Source organism: Kribbella sp. NPDC056345 (assembly GCF_042262745.1).
Lineage (GTDB): Bacteria > Actinomycetota > Actinomycetes > Propionibacteriales > Kribbellaceae > Kribbella.
In genome coordinates, this window is sequence record NZ_JBHJQQ010000004.1 from 94,141 (window position 1) to 112,359 (window position 18,219).

At 67.8% G+C, this 18,219-nt stretch carries 18 protein-coding genes; 11 read left to right on the plus strand and 7 right to left on the minus strand.

Going from position 1 to position 18,219, the window contains the following annotated elements; genetic code table 11:
• Positions 1–17: 17 nt before the first annotated feature.
• Genes ACFCV3_RS15235 through ACFCV3_RS15245 form a run of 3 tightly spaced genes read right to left on the minus strand, consistent with a single transcriptional unit; the run spans position 18 to position 1,887 of the window.
• The gene (locus ACFCV3_RS15235; protein ID WP_376030496.1) at positions 18–413 is read right to left on the minus strand and encodes a nuclear transport factor 2 family protein; all 396 of its coding nucleotides are present in this window, start codon (positions 411–413) and stop codon (positions 18–20) included.
• 53 nt (positions 414–466) lie between these two features.
• Positions 467–1,312 (minus strand): SAM-dependent methyltransferase, encoded by an 846-nt coding sequence (locus ACFCV3_RS15240; RefSeq protein ID WP_376030498.1) that lies wholly within the window; start codon positions 1,310–1,312, stop codon positions 467–469.
• On the minus strand, positions 1,309–1,887 hold the full coding sequence (locus tag ACFCV3_RS15245; protein WP_376030499.1) for a 2'-5' RNA ligase family protein: 579 nt from the start codon (positions 1,885–1,887) through the stop codon (positions 1,309–1,311). Before ACFCV3_RS15245 ends, ACFCV3_RS15240 begins: the two co-directional genes overlap by 4 nt.
• Before the next feature lie 83 nt (positions 1,888–1,970).
• Between ACFCV3_RS15245 and ACFCV3_RS15250 the strand changes: the two genes are divergently transcribed.
• Genes ACFCV3_RS15250 through ACFCV3_RS15270 form a run of 5 tightly spaced genes read left to right on the plus strand, consistent with a single transcriptional unit; the run spans position 1,971 to position 6,938 of the window.
• Positions 1,971–2,816 carry a Rossmann-like and DUF2520 domain-containing protein gene (locus tag ACFCV3_RS15250; RefSeq protein WP_376030501.1) on the plus strand — a complete coding sequence of 282 codons (846 nt, stop codon included), beginning with the start codon at positions 1,971–1,973 and terminating at the stop codon, positions 2,814–2,816.
• Positions 2,813–3,640, plus strand: coding sequence for a pantoate--beta-alanine ligase (gene panC, locus ACFCV3_RS15255; RefSeq protein WP_376030503.1), 828 nt, complete (start codon positions 2,813–2,815; stop codon positions 3,638–3,640). Before ACFCV3_RS15250 ends, panC begins: the two co-directional genes overlap by 4 nt.
• A 22-nt stretch (positions 3,641–3,662) precedes the next feature.
• The gene (locus ACFCV3_RS15260) at positions 3,663–5,327 is read left to right on the plus strand and encodes an L-aspartate oxidase (RefSeq protein ID WP_376030505.1); all 1,665 of its coding nucleotides are present in this window, start codon (positions 3,663–3,665) and stop codon (positions 5,325–5,327) included.
• Complete coding sequence (nadC, locus tag ACFCV3_RS15265; RefSeq protein ID WP_376030507.1) at positions 5,320–6,174, plus strand: carboxylating nicotinate-nucleotide diphosphorylase; 855 nt, start codon at positions 5,320–5,322, stop codon at positions 6,172–6,174. The genes ACFCV3_RS15260 and nadC overlap by 8 nt, the downstream gene beginning before the upstream one ends.
• On the plus strand, positions 6,174–6,938 hold the full coding sequence (locus ACFCV3_RS15270) for a type III pantothenate kinase (RefSeq protein WP_376030509.1): 765 nt from the start codon (positions 6,174–6,176) through the stop codon (positions 6,936–6,938). The genes nadC and ACFCV3_RS15270 overlap by 1 nt, the downstream gene beginning before the upstream one ends.
• Here ACFCV3_RS15270 and ACFCV3_RS15275 read toward each other — a convergent pair.
• Positions 6,935–7,492 carry a carboxymuconolactone decarboxylase family protein gene (locus ACFCV3_RS15275; RefSeq protein WP_376030510.1) on the minus strand — a complete coding sequence of 186 codons (558 nt, stop codon included), beginning with the start codon at positions 7,490–7,492 and terminating at the stop codon, positions 6,935–6,937. The genes ACFCV3_RS15270 and ACFCV3_RS15275 overlap by 4 nt on opposite strands.
• A gap of 94 nt (positions 7,493–7,586) precedes the next feature.
• Here ACFCV3_RS15275 and ACFCV3_RS15280 point away from each other — a divergent pair, with 94 nt between their 5' ends.
• Complete coding sequence (locus tag ACFCV3_RS15280; RefSeq protein ID WP_376030512.1) at positions 7,587–8,885, plus strand: hypothetical protein; 1,299 nt, start codon at positions 7,587–7,589, stop codon at positions 8,883–8,885.
• Here the strand turns inward: ACFCV3_RS15280 and ACFCV3_RS15285 are convergent.
• Complete coding sequence (locus ACFCV3_RS15285; protein WP_376030514.1) at positions 8,882–9,526, minus strand: DedA family protein; 645 nt, start codon at positions 9,524–9,526, stop codon at positions 8,882–8,884. The two genes, ACFCV3_RS15280 and ACFCV3_RS15285, sit on opposite strands and share 4 nt — an antisense overlap.
• A 62-nt stretch (positions 9,527–9,588) precedes the next feature.
• Entirely contained in the window at positions 9,589–10,140 is a 552-nt protein-coding gene (locus ACFCV3_RS15290; protein WP_376030516.1) for an ArsR/SmtB family transcription factor, read from the minus strand.
• A 56-nt stretch (positions 10,141–10,196) separates the two neighbouring features.
• Between ACFCV3_RS15290 and ACFCV3_RS15295 the strand changes: the two genes are divergently transcribed.
• The 4 genes from ACFCV3_RS15295 to ACFCV3_RS15310 all read left to right on the plus strand — a co-directional run bounded on the left by ACFCV3_RS15295 (position 10,197) and on the right by ACFCV3_RS15310 (position 16,362).
• Positions 10,197–11,408: an MFS transporter gene (locus tag ACFCV3_RS15295; protein WP_376030517.1), complete on the plus strand. Its 1,212-nt coding sequence runs from the start codon at positions 10,197–10,199 to the stop codon at positions 11,406–11,408.
• 9 nt (positions 11,409–11,417) lie between these two features.
• Complete coding sequence (gene lysS / locus ACFCV3_RS15300; protein WP_376030519.1) at positions 11,418–12,920, plus strand: lysine--tRNA ligase; 1,503 nt, start codon at positions 11,418–11,420, stop codon at positions 12,918–12,920.
• A 227-nt stretch (positions 12,921–13,147) separates the two neighbouring features.
• Complete coding sequence (locus tag ACFCV3_RS15305) at positions 13,148–13,477, plus strand: Lsr2 family protein (RefSeq protein ID WP_132401678.1); 330 nt, start codon at positions 13,148–13,150, stop codon at positions 13,475–13,477.
• A gap of 350 nt (positions 13,478–13,827) precedes the next feature.
• The gene (locus tag ACFCV3_RS15310) at positions 13,828–16,362 is read left to right on the plus strand and encodes an ATP-dependent Clp protease ATP-binding subunit (RefSeq protein ID WP_376030521.1); all 2,535 of its coding nucleotides are present in this window, start codon (positions 13,828–13,830) and stop codon (positions 16,360–16,362) included.
• 54 nt (positions 16,363–16,416) lie between these two features.
• Here ACFCV3_RS15310 and ACFCV3_RS15315 read toward each other — a convergent pair whose 3' ends face one another.
• Positions 16,417–17,376 (minus strand): zinc-binding dehydrogenase, encoded by a 960-nt coding sequence (locus ACFCV3_RS15315; protein WP_376030523.1) that lies wholly within the window; start codon positions 17,374–17,376, stop codon positions 16,417–16,419.
• 54 nt (positions 17,377–17,430) lie between these two features.
• Here ACFCV3_RS15315 and ACFCV3_RS15320 point away from each other — a divergent pair, with 54 nt between their 5' ends.
• The gene (locus tag ACFCV3_RS15320; protein WP_376030525.1) at positions 17,431–18,204 is read left to right on the plus strand and encodes a helix-turn-helix transcriptional regulator; all 774 of its coding nucleotides are present in this window, start codon (positions 17,431–17,433) and stop codon (positions 18,202–18,204) included.
• The last annotated feature ends 15 nt before the right edge of the window (positions 18,205–18,219 follow it).

An 18,219-nucleotide genomic window follows, 5' to 3' on the forward strand; every position in this document is an offset into this window, starting at 1 on the left:
GTAGGGCGCGTCGTAGCTCAAGCGTTGACTGCGGCAAGCATCGCCGGGACGTCCACCAGCACCTGGAAGCGGACGATCTGTCCGTCCCGGAGTGTGATCAGGTGGCTCTCCCTGGCCCGGAACTGCGCGCCGTTGGCCCGCACGGTCCCGACCGTGTGGCCGACCTCGACGACCGTGTCGCCGGCGTCGAACACGTCCTCGACGTCCAGCTTGGCATCGACGTAGCCGTTCAGTTTGCCGAGGAACTCGAAGAAGCCATCCGGCCCGAGGTAGCGGTCCCCCCACGGCAGTTGCTCGGGCTGGGTCATCACGACGTCCGGTGCAAGGTACGAACGGATGGTGTCCAGGTCGCCGCGGCCGTAGGCCTCGTACAGGTTGGTGACGAGCTGGACATTGGACAACTGCGCTGACATCGGGGCTCCTCGGATGGTTCGGCTTCTCGCCCGGCTACCGTCTCGCCCGGCCGTTACAACGCCCTTACAGCCACCCAGCCGAAGGCTCCTAGGCCGGAGCGGTCCAGGAGCTCGGCGGCTTCACCGGCTGCGGACAGGGCGGTCAGATAGCCGGTGGGGTCACTGGTGGCTTGGGCGAGCGGGGGGCGGCGGGCTGAGACGCCCAGTTGGGTGAGGGCGTCGTGTTGTGTCTGGAGGTGGCCGTTGACCGCGGCCGCCAGTGAGTCCAGCGCGACATGGGCCGTGATGTCACAGGTGCCGTCCAGCACGGGCTCGCACTCGCGCCCGCCTCGGAAACCCGTCAGGGTCCCGTACGGCGGTCTGTCGTCGGCTACATGCCCGTAGTCGATGGCCAGTGCGGTCCCGTGCTGGATGCGGTCAACCACGGCGGCCCAGGCCTCGTCGCGAGCCAGACCGATCTCCGCGCGGTCACCTGGCTCGCCAGGCCACCACCGTTGCAACCACTCCAGGTCGTTGCCCTCGACAACAGCACCTGGTGTCAGGTCAGCTGTCAGGTAGTGCGGTACGCCGTTCTCGTCCCACTCGGCCAGTTCGCAGGGGACGTTGTCGAGCCACTCGTTGGCCACGACCAGTCCGGTCAGGCGGTCGGGCAGTTGGTCGTCCAGCTCGATCTCGAGCACCTTCAGGCCCTCAGCCCGCAGTACTCGGCCCAGCTCCCCGGAGCCGGCTCCGATATCAGTCACCTGATCTGTACCGACCTGGCGAGCCAACCGGGCGATGGCCCGACCGAACAGCTCCGACGCGTGCACCGACGTACGGAAGTGAGCTGCCGGCCGCTCACGCCGGTAGAAGCCGTCAACGCCGTAGAGCGCGTGCTGCCAGGCGGTGCGATAGGTCATGGCTGCCGTTCGGACAGGTAGTCACCCAGCGGTACGGCGTCGAACTGGCGCCACACGCCGTTCTTGTCCTCACGCCAGAGACCCAGCTCGGTCAACCGGACCACTGGCGCTGGTTCGGCGGCCAATGCGGCCTGGGCCTCGGCCACAATCGCCGGACCGCCCTGGGCGGACGACGAGATGGTCAGATGCGGATGCGGGTCCGGGAACTCGCCGCCGTACGGCGGGCACTCGGGGAAGGCCGCGAAAACGGTCTTGAGCAATGCACTGACCGCATCGAACGGCTCTGGGCGCAGCCAGGCGGTTCCGTTCGGGAACTGGCCGGCTGTCGGGAAGCTGAGGTCGAACGGTTGCAAAGAGCGAGTGACTGCGCGGAGCCGGTCCACATCCTGCTCTGTGGGCTCTGCGACCCAGGGGACGAGCACAGTGACGTGCGGTGGGATCAGCTCGGTCAGTGGGACCTGCGGTCGCGCGGTGGACCGTGACACCGAACGCCAGCGATCCGTGTACGCCGCCAGCTCGGGGACTGTGATCAGAATCGCGGTCAGTTCGGTCCGGGCGGCCCAGGCATCAGTCACCACTCCATGCTCTCATCGCCTAGGCTGACAGCCAGATCGTCTGGTACCCACCCGTGGGACTGGAACGACGAAGAGAGTGAGCTATGGAACGGATCGGCTTGATCGGAGCCGGCCGGGCCGGAACCGCCCTGGGAGCAGCCATGGCGGCAGCCGGGTATCCCTTGGTCGGAGTCTCCGCGCGGTCGGGCGCGTCACGTGATCGCGCCGCCCGCCTCCTTCCGCATGTGCCGGTGCTGTCGCCCGACGAGGTGACCGGCCGCGCTGACGTCGTACTGGTCGCGGTGCCGGACGCTGCGATCGCTGCGGTTGCTCACACGCTTCCACTGACCACCGGGCAGTACGTCGTGCATCTGTCGGGTGCACATGGGCTCACACCACTGCAGGGGCTCCAGGCGATCCCGGTGGCGCTGCATCCGCCGATGACGTTCACCGGTGTGGATGCCGTTGAGCTGCAGGACGTGGTTTTCACCGCGACCGCGCCGGATGCGGCCCGGGACGTGGTGGAGCGGTTGGTGAAGGCACTCGGTGCACAGGTTCAGTGGGTCGCTGATGCGGAGCGGGCGCGCTATCACGCCGGTGTGGTGCACGCCGCGAACCACCTGACCACGCTGCTCTCGCAAGCGTTCGCCGTACTGCGGGAAGCCGGTGTTACAGACCCTTCTGCAACACTCCGGCCACTCCTGACGGCAACCCTCGACAACACGCTGCGATCCGGTCATCATGCGCTCACCGGGCCGATTGCCCGGGGCGATGTCGACACGGTGGCAGCACATCTGGCAGGACTGCACGGCCGTACGGCGAGCACGTACGCCGAGCTGGCGCGGGCGACGGTGGACCTGATGGTGGCGGACGGACGGCTGGACGCGGGCACGGCAGCCCGGTTCGGCGAGGTGCTGGAGCGGTATCGGACAGGGGAGGCACCGCGATGAGACTGACCCAGACGAAGGCGGAACTGCGGGCGGCGGCTGCGGTCCGGCCACGGGCCGTGGTGATGACGATGGGCGCGCTGCACGAGGGGCATGCGGCGTTGCTGGCCGAGGCCCGCGAACGTGTCGGCCCCGAGGGCAGTGTGGTGCTGACGATCTTCGTGAACCCGTTGCAGTTCGGGCCGACCGAGGACTTCGATCGCTACCCACGCACCCTGGCCAGCGATCTGGCGATCGCGAAGAACGAGGGTGTGGATCTGGTCTTCAACCCGTCCCGCGACGAGCTCTACCCGAACGAGCCCTCGATCACTGTGCATCCCGGTCCGCTCGCGGACGAGCTGGAGGGGATGGTTCGGCCCGGTCACTTCGGCGGTGTGCTGACGGTGGTGTCGAAGCTGCTGCACCTGACGCAGCCGGATCTGGCGCTGTTCGGCGAGAAGGACTATCAGCAGCTCACGCTCATCCGCGAGATGGTCTGCGACCTGGACTGGAACGTCGACATCGTCCCGGTACCGACAGTCCGCGAGCCCGATGGTCTCGCGATGTCGTCACGCAACCGGTACCTCGACGAGACCGAGCGTGACGAGGCGCTGGTCCTGTACCGCGCTCTCACGGCCGGTGCGAAGGCTGGCATGAACGGACCGGACGCCGTACTGGCTGCTGCCCACGCCGAGCTGGAGGCGGTTCCGTCGGTCAAGATCGACTACCTGGCCCTGCGTGCGCCCGACCTTGGCCCGGTCATCGGCCCAGGCGAAGCCCGCATGCTCATCGCTGCCCGCGTGGGTCAGACTCGTCTCATTGACAACATTTCCATCACCCTGCGATGAAATCCGTTGATACGGTCCTTGAATGACCGCACCCGCAGTACCGCAGCGGCTAGCTGCACCTGAGCCGGGCTGGACCGACACAGTCGACGTGGTGGTGATCGGCTCGGGTATCGCCGGGCTGACTGCCGCGCTGAAGGCCCGTGAGCTCGGGACCGTGCTGGTAGTGACAAAGGACGTTGTCGCCTCCGGCTCGACGCAGTGGGCGCAGGGCGGCATTGCTGCCGCGCTCAGCCCCGAGGACTCTCCGGAAGAGCATCTGCAGGACACTCTGGTCGCAGGGGCCGGGCTGTGCGACCCAGACGCCGTACGGGCGCTGGTGACTGAAGGGCCGGAGGCAGTTCGGGACCTGATTGAGCTGGGGGCGCGGTTCGACACCCTGGCCAACGGGGAGATCTCGCTGACGCGTGAGGGCGGGCATCACCGCAACCGCATCGCCCACTCCGGCGGTGACGCGACCGGTGCGGAGATCGAGCGCGCGCTGGTCGCTGCGGTGAAGCGGGCGCCGGACATCCGCCTGATCGAGCACGCGCTCGTCATCGACCTGCTGCGGGCCGAGGACGGTGCTATCGCTGGTGTGACCCTCCACGTGATGGGTGAGGGCCAGCTCGACGGTATCGGTGCGATCCGCAGCCGGGTCGTGATCCTGGCGTCCGGTGGGCTCGGCCAGCTGTACGCCGCGACCACCAACCCCAGCGTCTCCACGGGCGACGGTATGGCGCTCGCGCTGCGGGCCGGCGCGAAGGTGCGCGACCTGGAGTTCGTGCAGTTCCACCCGACCGTGCTGTGGCTGGGCAAGAGCGCGAAAGGCCAGCAGCCGCTGGTCTCCGAGGCGGTCCGCGGTGAGGGGGCGTTCCTTGTCGACCATGAGGGCAAACGCTTCATGCAGGGCCAGCACGAGCTGGCCGACCTGGCTCCGCGTGACGTTGTGGCGAAGGCGATCATGCGGCAGATGCTTGCCGCTGGCAAGGATCACGTGTACCTGGACGCCCGGCACTTCGGTGACGAGAAGTGGCGGGTGCGGTTCCCGACCATCCTGGCCTCCTGCCGCTCACACGGTATCGATCCGGTCCGTGAGCTGATCCCGGTCGCACCTGCCTGCCACTACTCGTCCGGTGGGGTGTGGACCGACCTGAACGGGCAGACCTCGGTGCCAGGTCTCTACGCCTGTGGTGAAGTCGCGTGTACCGGTGTCCACGGTGCCAATCGGCTCGCCTCCAACTCCCTGCTCGAAGGACTCGTGTTCGCGCACCGCATCGCCGTTCATCTGGCCAAGGGCCTGCCAGAGCTGCGTGAACCGGCTGTCGACACCCGCATCCCCGGTCTGGTCGACGCGGACGTCGTACCGGAGCTGCAGCGCGTCATGACGGTCGGAGCCGGAGTGATCCGGAGCGCGTCCGGTCTCGCCGAGGCAGGTGGCGCGCTGGCCAAGCTGATCGAGCAGCCGGCCGGCGAACCCGGCACTCCGGGCTGGGAGGCGACGAACCTGGTGACGGTCGCCTCTGCCCTGATTGCTGCCGGCACTGTGCGCGAGGAGAGCCGCGGCTCGCACTGGCGCGAGGACCACCCGGATCGCGACGACCAGCAGTGGTCAGGCAATCTGGACCTGACACTGCTCGCCGACGGCGAGCGTGCCCGCCCCGGAGCGACCTTCGTTCCACAGAGCAAGGAGAACGACCAGCATGGATGACACCGTCGACCGGCAGTGGGTCGGTGACCTCGTGCGAGCCACGCTCGAGGAGGACCTCGCCGGTGGTGTGGACGTCACGACGACCGCCACGGTCGACCCGGAGCAGGTCTCGGTCGCCGAACTGGTCGCCCGGGCCGACGGCGTGGTCGCCGGGCTGGAGATCGCCGAACTGGTGATTCGGCAGGTCGCAGCGCCCGGGCAGGTCGAGCTCGAGTACTCCGTGGCCGATGGCGCGTCGGTACGGCGGGGCGACGTACTGATGACGATTCGCGGCAAGACCCAGCAGCTGCTGACTGCCGAGCGGACATCGCTCAACCTGCTCTGCCACCTGTCCGGTGTGGCCACGCTGACCCGGCGCTGGGTGGATGCGGTCGAGGGAACCGGTGCGGTCATCCGGGACACCCGCAAGACGATGCCGCTGCTGCGCTCGCTCGAGAAGTACGCCGTCCGCTGTGGTGGCGGCAAGAACCACCGTATGGGTCTGTCCGACGCCGCACTGATCAAGGACAACCACGTGATCGCGGCCGGTGGCGTGGCGGAGGCGTTCCGGCTGGTGCGCAAGGCCTTCCCGGAGATCTCGGTTGAGGTCGAGGTGGACTCGGTCGAGGACGCGTTGATCGCAGTGGACTCAGGTGCCGAGCTGATCCTGCTCGACAACATGGATGTCCCGCTGCTGCGGGAGGCCGTCGAGAAGGTGGCCGGCCGCGCGAAGCTGGAGGCATCCGGCGGGCTGACGCTCGACCGCGCCCGGGAGGTCGCCGAGACCGGTGTGAACTTCCTGGCGGTCGGTGCGCTCACGCACTCCGCGCCGGTGCTGGACATCGCCCTGGACCTCAAGGCCGTCTGATGCTGCTGGCCGTCGCAGTCGAGAACACCAGGACCCTTGTGGGCCTGGTGTTCGAGGGCACGGTCAAACGCCACTGGTGGGTCGGCACCGACTCACGCCGTACGGCGGATGAGTGGGCGGTGCTGATCCAGGGCCTGCTCGCTGGTGAGGCCCCGGTGTCCGGGATCGCGGTCTGTTCCGCCGTACCGCAGGTGCTGCACGAATTCCGCGACCTGGTCACGCGCTACTACCAGGACGTGCCGAGCGTGGTGGTGGAACCAGGTGTGAAGACCGGTCTGCCCGTGCTGGTCGACAACCCGCGTGAGGTCGGCACGGATCGGATCGCCAACGCACTCGCTGCGGTCCAGCTGTACGGCGCTCCCTGCCTGATCGTCGACGTCGGTACGGCGATCACCATCGACGTGGTCAACCCGGCCGGTGCGTTCGCCGGGGGAGTGATTGCCCCCGGCATCGAGACTGCGACCGACGCGTTGGGTGATGTCGCTGCCCAGCTCCGCCGGGTCGAGCTGGTCCGGCCGCGCACGCTGGTCGCCAAGAACACGGTTGAGGCGCTGCAGTCCGGAGCAGTGCACGGTTTCGCGGCCATGGTCGACGGACTGGTCGACCGGATCCGCACGGACCAGTCCTTCGCTCCGGACACACCCGTCGTACTGACCGGTGCCTTGGCGCCGCTGCTGCTGCGCGACCTCGCGACGTTGGTCCAGCACGAGCCACTGCTCACGCTGCGCGGCCTGCACCAGGCATTCGCGCGTAACCACGCCTAGCTCTCGATCGGACGCCCGACCGTGAGTGCGGTCCGCAGGGTCTCCGGGAGTGCGTTGAAGACGGAGTCCGGCTGGGTGCCGGTGCCGTCCAGGGTCTTGGAGAAGAAGCAGCGCATTGCGGCGGCCAGCACGACATCCAGTACGTCGTCGTCGCCCAGACCGTGTGCCTTGAGCTCGTCCACGTCCTCCTGCGTGACCGTGTCCGCAGCCAGGGCGACTTTGCGGGCGAAGGCCATCACTGCGCGGTCCACCGGGTCACCGGCGGTCTCGCCGGCGAACTCGGTCACCTCGTCGGCCGTGTAGAAGTTGTCGGTGAGGATCTGTCCGTGCGCGAGGCTGCAGTAGCTCGACCTGAGCGCGGTGGCCGCTGCGAACGTGGCGATCTCGTAGCGGCGCAGATCCATCGATTCCTTGACGGCGGCATTCAGCTGGAGCCAGGCGTCGAAGACGGCCGGCCGAGCGCCGAAGACGCTGACGTAGTTGGGCACGTGTCCGGCCGGAGCGCGGTGCGTGTCGTAGAAATCCTGGTTCTCGGGTACAGCGATAAAGCCCATGGTGTCCCCCCATTGGTCTGCCCCCTGATGTGGCAGCTTCCACGGTATATCGTGCAGCCCGTCAGTGGTGAGGTACTGAAACGAGGTGGTCCGAGTGCGGCGGAAACTCGCCGTGGCACTGGTCATGGTGACCGGTGCCTCCGTTCTGACCGCTTGTACGGCGGATCCGTCGCCGTCGGCCGTGGCGGTCGCCTGGGTGGGCAGCGCGACGAAGTCCGTCCGGGTGACCTGGAAGGACGCCGACGCACCCAACCGGATCACGATCGAGGGTGTGCTCAGCGAAAGCCCGTCGTACGTCCAGTACCTGCCGGCCACCCAGGGGAACAGTTGGGACATCCCGACCACGGCGTTCCCGCCGGACGGCAACTACCGCGTGGTCGTCACCAACGGGACGACGAAGGAAGGGCTGACCGGCAAGCCGGCGAAGTCCCCGGTGTTCGACACCGACGGACCGGTCCGGCCGAACTCGGCGTTCGCGGTGGCCCAGGGCCGTGGTGTGCTGATCCGCTGGGCAGTGCCGCCCGCACGGCAGGACTTCACCCCGAACGACCCGCTCGACGTGGACGGTCCGAAGGCGCAGAAGTACGTGCCGATCATCGGCCGCCCCGGTACGCAGCCGGCACCGATCGGTCCGGGGACGACCTCGACCCGGAAGGTGATCAACAGCATCAAGCCGCCGTTCCTGTTCCAGTTGCGGACCGAGAACGAGTGGTCGAGCAACCTCGGTGGACAGGTGGTCGGTCTGACCAGTTCGGCGACAGTGTTCGTTCCGCCGCTGGCGCAGTACAGCCTGCCGGTGCGGGTGCGAGGCCGCGTGGTGCTGCAGGAGACGTTCTGTGCTGCTGAGACCGCCTGTGCGCTGCAGCAGACCACGTCGGCTGGTATACCGCTGACCGTGCTGACCCAGGTGACACCGAAGGCGCGCTGGAGTCCGGTTGCCCGTGGCAAGACCACGGCTGGTGGCCACTACGACATCCCGGTCGTCACTGCGGGTAGCCGCCCGTACAAGGTAGTTGCGAGTCCCTACGCCAAGCCGGGCGTGCTGACGAGTGAGGCGGCCAGTCCGGCGGTCTTCACTCGCGCGGTGGTCCGGCTGCTCGCCGGTGGCTACCTCGGCGGCAACAACAAGAAGCGCGGCGAGATGGTCACCATCTTCGCCAGAGTGGCTCCGGCGTACACGTCCACGGCGACCCTGCAGCTGTGGAACCGGCAGACCCGCAGCTGGAAGTCGGTGAAGCTGGTGGCACTGCGCCGCGGGCAGGCCGTCTTCGGGTTCAAGATCGGTGCCGTCGGCACCTACTCGTACCGCTGGGTGCTGCCACCGGCCGCATCCGGTGGCCGCAACATGGACGGGCTGACCACTCCGAAGCTGGACCTGCGGATCCGCCCCTAGGCCTCGGCGGACTCGGTCTCCAGACCGAGCTCGTCGGCCCGGTGCCGGCGGCGGATCTTGTAGTACGCGTACGCCGCGACCGCACCGACGACGACCACCACGAGCGCCCAGACCGACAGCTGGCCGAAGATCTTGTCCGCGTTGTCACCGATGTGGAAGGCAACGATCCCGATCGTGGTGGACCAGGCGATCCCGCCGGTCGCGTTCGCGATCAGGAACTTCGGGTAGGGCATCCGCAGGGTGCCGGCCATCGGGCCGGCGAAGATCCGGAGCAGGGCGACGAACCGGCCGAAGAAGACCGTCCAAACGCCGTACCGGTGGAAGTACTTCTCGGCGCGCTCGATGCGGTCGGCCGAGAAGTGTTTGGACCGGCGGCCGAGCCGGTCGAACAGGCTCCGGCCGGCTCGGCGGCCGATGTAGTAACCGACCGAGTCGCCGATGATCGCACCCGTCGCGGCGGCCCCGATCACGAACTCGAGCCGCAGGTCGCCCTGGGACGACAGCAGCGCCGCGGCGATCAGCGTGGTCTCGCCCGGCAGCGGCACCCCCATGCTCTCGATGCCGATGACGAGCCCCACCACCAGGTACGCCAGAACAGCCAATCCACCGGTCGGTATCGCAATCGCCAGCGCTTCCCCCATGTACCCATAGTGACATCGGTCGGCAAGCAGTTAACTGACAGATGAGGTACTTCGGGGGAAAATCAGGGTGCCTCGCCGGACGGTACGACGGTGAACATGATGTGGATCGAACGGGTGCCCGCCGGGTGGTCCGCCGCCGTCCGGCCCTTCCGGTAGCTGTTCACCAGCTTCTGCAGCTCGCTCCCGAGCTGTTCGGCTTCTTCGTGGGTCAGCCACACCCGGGAGCGGCTCATCGCGCTGATGTCGTCCCAGGGGTCGTCACCGGGCAGGTCGTCGAACAGTTCGAGCATCCGGTCGGTGGCGACCCGCATCATCGCCTGATTGGCGGTCCGGCCGGCCATCGAGGACTGCGACGGGATCGTCATGCCTTGGGCGGGCGCCCGCCAGGGGCGCTCCCGGCCGTCGGTGGACTCCGCGCGCTCGACGATGCCCCAGCGCTCCAGCGCCCGGAGGTGGTAGCTCATCGCGGACGGCGTCAGCCCGGCCAGCTCCGCACACTCGGTCGCGGTCAGCACCCGGCCGCTGTAGAGCTCGTCGATGACCAGTTGCCGGGCCGGGTGCGCCAGGGCGCGGATCGCCCGCGGATCGGTCAGCACCAGCTTCTTCTCGGCCACCGCGACAGCGTAGCGAGCCTTGACGCCGAAACATCTGAAGGGTTTACTTCAGATTTATGAAGCAAACCCTTCAGAGTTCTCTCTGGTCGAGCCCGGACATCCGGCTGGTGCTACCGGCCCGGGCGTTGTCGTACGCCGGGGATGCGATCGCGATGGTCGTGTTGATGCTCCGGGTCAAGGAGTACGGCGGGGCCGGGGCGATCACCGTCCTGCTGCTGGCGTTCGCCGTACCGACCGTGGTGATGATCCCGATCGCCGGGCGGATCGTGGACAGCTTCGACTCGCGTGCCGTACTGGTGTGCGCCACGTTGCTGCAGACCGCTGCAGGGGTGGCGCTGGCGTTCAGTCACGACCTGGTGAGCACGGTGGGCCTGGTGTGTCTGCTGCAAGTGGGGCAGGCGGTGGCGGGGCCGTGCTGGGGTGCGCTGATTCCACGGATCGTTGGGGAGGAGCAGGTTGGTCGGGCTACCGGGACCAGCCAGGCCCTGAACGGCGTGGCGATGCTGGCCGGTTCTGCGGTCGGCGGAGTGCTCGTGGAATGGCTTGGTGGTCGCGATGCGCTGCTGGTGAATGCGGCCACCTTCGGACTGCTGACTGTGGTGGCCGGTCTGGTGCGGACACGGCGGCGGCCCGCGCCTGGTGTCGCCCGCGCGCACGGCGGCTTCAACGCTGGGCTGCGCGCCATGCTCGGCGATCCGCTGCTGCGGGTGCTGATCGTGTGCCTCTGGGTGTTCGTGCTGGTGGGTGAGGCTGTGAACGTGGCCGAGGTCTTCCTGGTGACCGATGAGGTGGGCCTGAACTCAGCCGGATACGGGTGGGTGCTGGCCGCTCAGGGGGCGGGCGCGATCCTCGGTGCCTGGGGCTGTGGTCGGCTGAATACCTCCGCCGCCCGGGCGCGCGCTGTCATGGCGGGCATGGCCGGCATCGGCGTCGGCACAGTGGGCATGGGCGTGGCGAACGGCGTTGTCCTGCTGATCGTCGGCGCAGTGGTGACCGGGACTGGAGGCGGTCTGCTGAACGCCGCCACCAGCACCCTGATCGTGACTCGGGTTGCCGAGGAGGTTCGGGGGCGAGTGGTTGCGGCGCTGTCCGGGACGGCCAGGGCCTGCACCCTGGTTGCGCTGCCGCTCGGAGGGCTGCTCTGTGATGCGCTCAGGCCGCGGATGACCTTCCTCGCCTGCGGGGTGACCTGTGTGGTCGGTGCGGGAGTGGCCGTCGTACTGGTGGTCAGAACAAAGGATTCGGTTGTGGAGGCGGTCAGTCACTAGCCTTGGCGTATGACTGATACACACGTGGACCCGACTGACGACCTGCCCGAGCAGATGCGGGTGCGCCGGGAGAAGCGTGACCGCCTGCTGGCGGAAGGAGTGCAGCCCTACCCGATCTCGGTGCCGCGGACGCACCTGCTGAAGGACCTGCGCGCGACGTACGACGGGCAGGAGCTGGAGCCGGACACCAAGACCGGAGAGCAGGTGTCGGTGGCCGGCCGGGTCATCTTCCTGCGCAACACCGGCAAGCTCTGCTTCGTCCGGCTGCGTGAGGGGGACGGGACCGAGCTGCAGGTGATGCTGTCGCTGGCCGACCTCGGCGAGGAGGAGCTGGCCCGGTTCAAGCAGCTCGTCGACATCGGTGACCTGCTGGCTGTCCAGGGCGAGGTCGTGACGAGTCGCCGGGGCGAGCTGTCGGTGCAGGCGACCGGCTGGCAGATGGCTGCCAAGACGCTGCGCCCGCTGCCGAACGAGCACAAGCCGCTGAACGAGGAGGCCCGGGTCCGGCTGCGGTACGTCGACCTGATCGTGCGCCCCGAGGCCCGGGAGATGGTCCGGGCCAAGGCCGGCGTACTGAAGTCACTGCGGGCGACGTACGACGCGCACGGCTTCATCGAGGTGGAGACGCCGGTCCTGCAGCTCACCAACGGTGGTGCCGCGGCCCGGCCGTTCAGCACGCACCTGAACGCGTTCGACCAGGAGATGAAGCTGCGGATCGCGCTCGAGCTCGATCTCAAGCGCGCGATGATCGGTGGGGTCGACCGGGTCTTCGAGATCGGCCGCACGTTCCGCAACGAGGGCCTGGACTCCACCCATGCCGCGGAATTCTCGATGATCGAGGCGTACCAGGCGTACGGCGATTACGACACGATGGCCGAACTCATCCAGGAGCTGATCCGGAACGCCGGTGCGGCGATCGGGCGGACGACGGTGACTGCGCGCGACGGTTCGGAGATCGACTTCACCCAGCCGTTCCGCCATGCGACGCTTTTCGGGCTGCTGTCCGAAGCGGTCGGTGAGAGTGTCGACCAGACCACCGACCTGCCGGCGCTGCTGAAGTTGGCCGAGCAGCACGAGGTCGAGCTGCAGCCGGGCCGGAATGCCGGCGAGATCGCCGTCGACCTGTTCGAGAAGTTGTGCGAACACGACCTGATCCAGCCGACGTTTGTGCGTGACTATCCGGAGTCGGCGCGGCCGCTGGCCAAGCCGCACCGGGAAATCCCCGGCCTGGTCGAGGCCTGGGACCTGTTCGTCAACGGGGTCGAGCTCGGGGTCGCGTACTCGGAGCTGAACGACCCGGTGATCCAGCGGGATCGCCTGGTGGAGCAGTCGTTGCTGGCCGCCGCCGGTGATCCCGAGGCGATGGATCTCGACGAGGACTTCCTGCGGGCGATGGAGTTCGGCATGCCGCCGGCCGGCGGGATGGGGATGGGCCTGGACCGGTTGATCATGCTGTTCACCGGCGCCGGTATACGGGAGACGATTCTCTTCCCGTTGCTCCGGCCGGAGTGATTGTCACGATTTCGTGCAAGTGGGCCGTGGATGCTGCATAGCACATCCGCGGCCCGCTGCATTTTCCGGGGCTATTTGAATACGGAAGGTCACGAGGCCGGCGTCACAACTTTCCGGAACATTCCGCACGGAGAATGACAAGTGGGTGGTTTGTGCGGTACAAATCAGGTGCAAACAATTCGGCAGGGGATTGTGCCCGGTGACGGGTGCAGGAAGGATTGTCATCGATGGCGCAAAGGGTGCAGGTGGTCCTCGAGGACGATCTCGACGGCGGTAAGGCCGACGAGACCGTGACCTTCGGGCTGGACGGGACGACGTACGAGATCGACCTTTCCAAGAAGAACGCCGCCAAGCTGCGCGACGCCCTCGCCGGGTACGTCGGCTCGGCCCGCCGGGTGGCCGGTCGCCGTGGTGCCGCCGGACGGGCCCGCGGTCGCGGCCGGTCCGCATCGGACTCCGCGGACATCCGGGCCTGGGCCAAGGAGAACGGCTACGAGGTCAGTGAGCGCGGCCGGATCTCGGCCGAGGTGCGGGCGGCGTACAACGAAGCCAAGTAATTTCGGCTAGGTCTTGCGGTCCCGGTACCCTTGGGGTATCGGGACCGTCCGCATTCCGGTTGTTTCAGGATGCGGACATCTCGGTCACGACAGGCGGTCCTCGGAGTGCCTGACCGGGCAGTCATCGCCAGGAATTCGCTGGTGGCGAACATGCTGTCCGATCGTGGTCAGGCGGGAACACCCTGGAGATCCGTGGGGTTGTTCCCTTGTGATGCCGCCCGGGTGTCCGATCCAACAGTGATTGTTTGTTCGCCCAGAGCGAGCTTGTCGGTACCGGGGACTAGCATGCATGTACGGGGGTCGGCCCACACGGCACGTCCGACTCCTCTGAGGCAAGGAGCGCTTTGGCGATGTTTGAACGATTTACGGACCGCGCCCGTCGGGTAGTCGTCCTGGCTCAGGAAGAGGCCAGGATGCTCAGCCACAACTACATCGGGACCGAGCACATCCTGCTCGGCCTGATCCACGAGGGTGAAGGTGTCGCCGCCAAGGCTCTCGAGAGCCTGGGTATCTCGCTCGAGGCCGTCCGCTCCCAGGTCGAGGAGATCATCGGCCAGGGGCAGCAGGCACCGAGCGGGCACATCCCGTTCACCCCCCGCGCCAAGAAGGTGCTGGAGCTCTCCCTGCGTGAGGCCCTGCAACTGGGTCACAACTACATCGGCACCGAGCACATCCTGCTCGGCCTCATCCGCGAGGGTGAGGGTGTCGCAGCGCAGGTCCTGGTCAAGCTCGGTGCGGACCTGAACAAGGTCCGGCAGCAGGTCATCCAGCTGCTGAGCGGGTACCAGGGCAAGGAGCCCACGACAACCGGTGCACCCGCGGAAGGTGCCCCGAGCAGCTCCCTGGTGCTCGACCAGTTCGGCCGGAACTACACCCAGTCGGCTCGTGAGGCCAAGCTCGACCCGGTGATCGGGCGCGAGATGGAGATCGAGCGGGTCATGCAGGTGCTGTCCCGGCGGACCAAGAACAACCCTGTCCTGATCGGTGAGCCGGGTGTCGGCAAGACGGCGATCGTGGAGGGTCTGGCTCAGCAGATCGTCCGTGGTGACGTCCCGGAGACGCTCAAGGACAAGCAGATCTACTCCCTCGACCTCGGTGCCCTGGTGGCGGGTTCCCGCTACCGCGGTGACTTCGAGGAGCGCCTGAAGAAGGTGCTGAAGGAGATCCGCACCCGCGGCGACATCGTGCTGTTCATCGACGAGATCCACACCCTCGTCGGGGCCGGTGCGGCCGAGGGCGCGATCGACGCGGCGAGCATCCTGAAGCCGATGCTGGCCCGCGGCGAGCTGCAGACCATCGGTGCGACCACCCTCGACGAGTACCGCAAGTACGTCGAGAAGGACGCCGCGCTGGAGCGCCGCTTCCAGCCGATCCAGGTCGCCGAGCCCTCGATCGCGCACACGATCGAGATCCTCAAGGGTCTGCGCGACCGCTACGAGGCGCACCACCGGGTGACCATCACCGATGCCGCGCTGGTGAACGCCGCGCAGATGGCCGACCGCTACATCTCCGACCGGTTCCTCCCGGACAAGGCGATCGACCTGATCGACGAGGCCGGGGCCCGGTTGCGGATCCGCCGGATGACGGCGCCGCCGGACCTGCGCGAGTTCGACGAGAAGATCGCGAACGTGCGCCGGGAGAAGGAGTCGGCGATCGATGCTCAGGACTTCGAGCGCGCCGCGGGGCTCCGCGACGACGAGAAGAAGCTGATCAACGCGAAGGCCGAGCGGGAGAAGCAGTGGAAGGCCGGCGACATGGATGTCGTCGCCGAGGTCGACGAGGAGCTGATCGCCGAGGTGCTCAGCACCGCGACCGGTATCCCCGTCTTCAAGCTGACCGAGGAGGAGTCCTCGCGACTGCTCGACATGGAGAAGGTGCTGGCCAAGAGCTACATCGGCCAGACCGACGCGGTGAAGGCGCTGTCCCGCTCGATCCGGCGTACTCGCGCCGGCCTGAAGGACCCGCGCCGCCCGAGCGGCTCGTTCATCTTCGCCGGCCCGTCCGGTGTCGGTAAGACCGAGCTGTCGAAGGTGCTGACCGAGTTCCTGTTCGGCGACCAGAACGCGCTGATCAGCCTCGACATGTCGGAGTACTCGGAGAAGCACACGGCCTCCCGGCTGTTCGGCTCGCCTCCTGGGTACGTCGGCTACGAAGAGGGTGGCCAGCTGACCGAGAAGGTCCGCCGCAAGCCGTTCTCCGTGGTGCTGTTCGACGAGGTGGAGAAGGCCCACCCGGACATCTTCAACTCGCTGCTGCAGATCCTGGACGAAGGTCGCCTGACCGACGCCCAGGGCCGCGTGGTCGACTTCAAGAACACGGTCATCATCATGACCACCAACCTGGGCACCAAGGACATCTCGAAGGGGGCCCTCGGTTTCTCGCAGACCGCGGACACCTCGGGCTCGTACGAGCGGATGAAGTCCAAGGTGACGGAGGAGCTCAAGCAGCACTTCCGCCCGGAGTTCCTGAACCGGGTCGACGAGATCGTGGTCTTCCACCAGCACAGCAAGGACGACATCGTCAAGATCGTCGACCTGATGCTGGCCCAGGTGGAGGAGCGCCTGAAGGACAAGGACATGGGCATCGAGCTCACGCCGGCGGCGAAGGCACTGGTCGCCGACCGTGGCTTCGACCCGGTCCTGGGCGCCCGCCCGCTCCGCCGCGCACTCCAGCGCGACGTGGAGGACGTCCTCGCCGAGAAGATCCTGTTCGGGGAGCTGCGGCCCGGCCAGATCGTCCTGGTCGACGTCGCCCCGGACGACACCGTGGACGCCGACGGTCTGCGCGAGTACTTCACCTTCACCGGGACGCCGAAGGCCGGCGCTTCCGAGCTGGAGCTGACCGACCTCGCCGCCGGTGGCACCTCGGGTCTGCAGGACTCGTAGTAGCCAAGTAGTCAGCACAAGGGCCCCACGCTCCGGCGTGGGGCCCTTTGCCGTTCAGGGGAGGGCGACGACCTTCCCGGTCGCCTGGTCGGATTCCAGGTACGCGTGGGCCGCGGCGATCTCGCCGAGCGGGAAGGTCCGGTCGAGGTTCGGTCGGTAGGCGCCGGCCTCGACCTGGTCGACGATCTGCTGCAACGCCGCGGTGTTCCCGGCGGTGTCCTTGCTGTGGAACGACGTCAGTTTGGTGCCGGACGGGATGGCGGCGATCGGCTCGAAGTCGGGCACCAGCCACCCGCTGAGCGACCCCGAGACGCAGACGCTGCCGCCACGTCGGACGAGCTGCAACGAATCGAGCGCCGTCCGGGCACCGACGAGATCGAGGACGTGGTCCGGTCCGTCCGGCCACACGGCCCGTACGGCGGCCGCCAGCGAACTGCCGTCGTCGAGCAACGCGTGGGTGGTGTGCAGCCCGCCGAGCTTGGCCGGCTGGCGAGTCGTCGCCGCGGTCTCGGCACCGAGGGCAGTCGCGATCGACGCGGCCGCCATCCCGACCGACGACGTACCGCCGCGGATGAGTAGACGGTCGCCCGCCACGACTCCGAGTGCGTCCAGCGAGCCCTGCGCGGTCAGGTAGGTCTCGGGCAGCGCCGCCAGCACCTCCCACGGCAGCGACGTGGTGATCGGCATCAGCAGTTCGTTCGGCAGTACGGCGTACTCGGCGTACCCACCGTCGAACGCGCGGCCCATCTCGCCCATCACGGCTGCGACCGTCGACCCCGCGGGCAACCGTGGATCGGTGGACTCCGCTACGACGCCGACGCACTCGATCCCGAGGATGCGTGGGAAGGTCACGCCCGGCGAATGTCCCTGGCGGGTCCTGAGCTCGGAACGGTTCAGTCCCGCACCCTTGACCTCGACCAGGCTCCACCCGGTTCGAACGGCCGGAACCGGGACCTTCCGAAGCTCCAGCACCTCTGGCCCACCGGCCCGGACACACACTGCGGCTCGCATCATGCATCCACTGTGGTCGCTGCCGCCGCTGGCCGACCACCGGTAGGATGCCAAGTTATGCCCGATGCCCGCCAAACCCCGGAAGCGTCCCGGCTGTGGCCCTCAGGTGGTGTTCACCTTTGGCGCTCGGGCGGCGCCAGCTCGCTGCACTCCCATCCACAGGGCCACCTGGTGTACGCCGCCAGCGGCGTACTGTCCGTGCAAACAGTCCGCGGTACGTCGGTTGTGCCGGCCAATCGGGTCGCGTGGACACCGGCCGGATTCCAGCACTCCCATCGGGCGCACAGCACCACAGACATGCGGATCCTGTTCCTACCGGTCTCGCTGGCTCGCCGGGTGCCTGAGCATCCGGTCGTCTTCACCGCCTCTGCGCTGGCCCGCGAAGTCATCCTCGCGCTCACGGGTCAGCAGAGTTATGACAGCGGCGCCGAGGCCCGGCTCCGACGCGTGCTGGTCGACGAGTTGCGGGACGCCGACGAGCTGCCGCTGCACCTGCCGGAACCCACCGACGACCGGCTGCAGGCCATCGCGAGGCTCCTCGCCGAGGACCCCGCCGAGAACAGGTCGCTGGTCGAGCTCGGGCGAGCCATCGGAGCCAGCGCCCGGACTCTCAGCCGGCTGTTCCACGATGAGCTCGGGATGACGTTCTACGAGTGGCGAACGCAGCTCCGCATCTGTCACGCGCTCGTGCTGCTGGCCGAGAACCGCACCACGACCGAGGTCGCTCACGCCTGCGGCTGGTCCAATCCGAGTGGTTTCATCGAAGCCTTCGCTGCCCTGCTCGGCACCACACCCGGCCGCTATCGTGCGGGTTTTCCTGCGCAGTCCTGACGAGGTATTCGACCG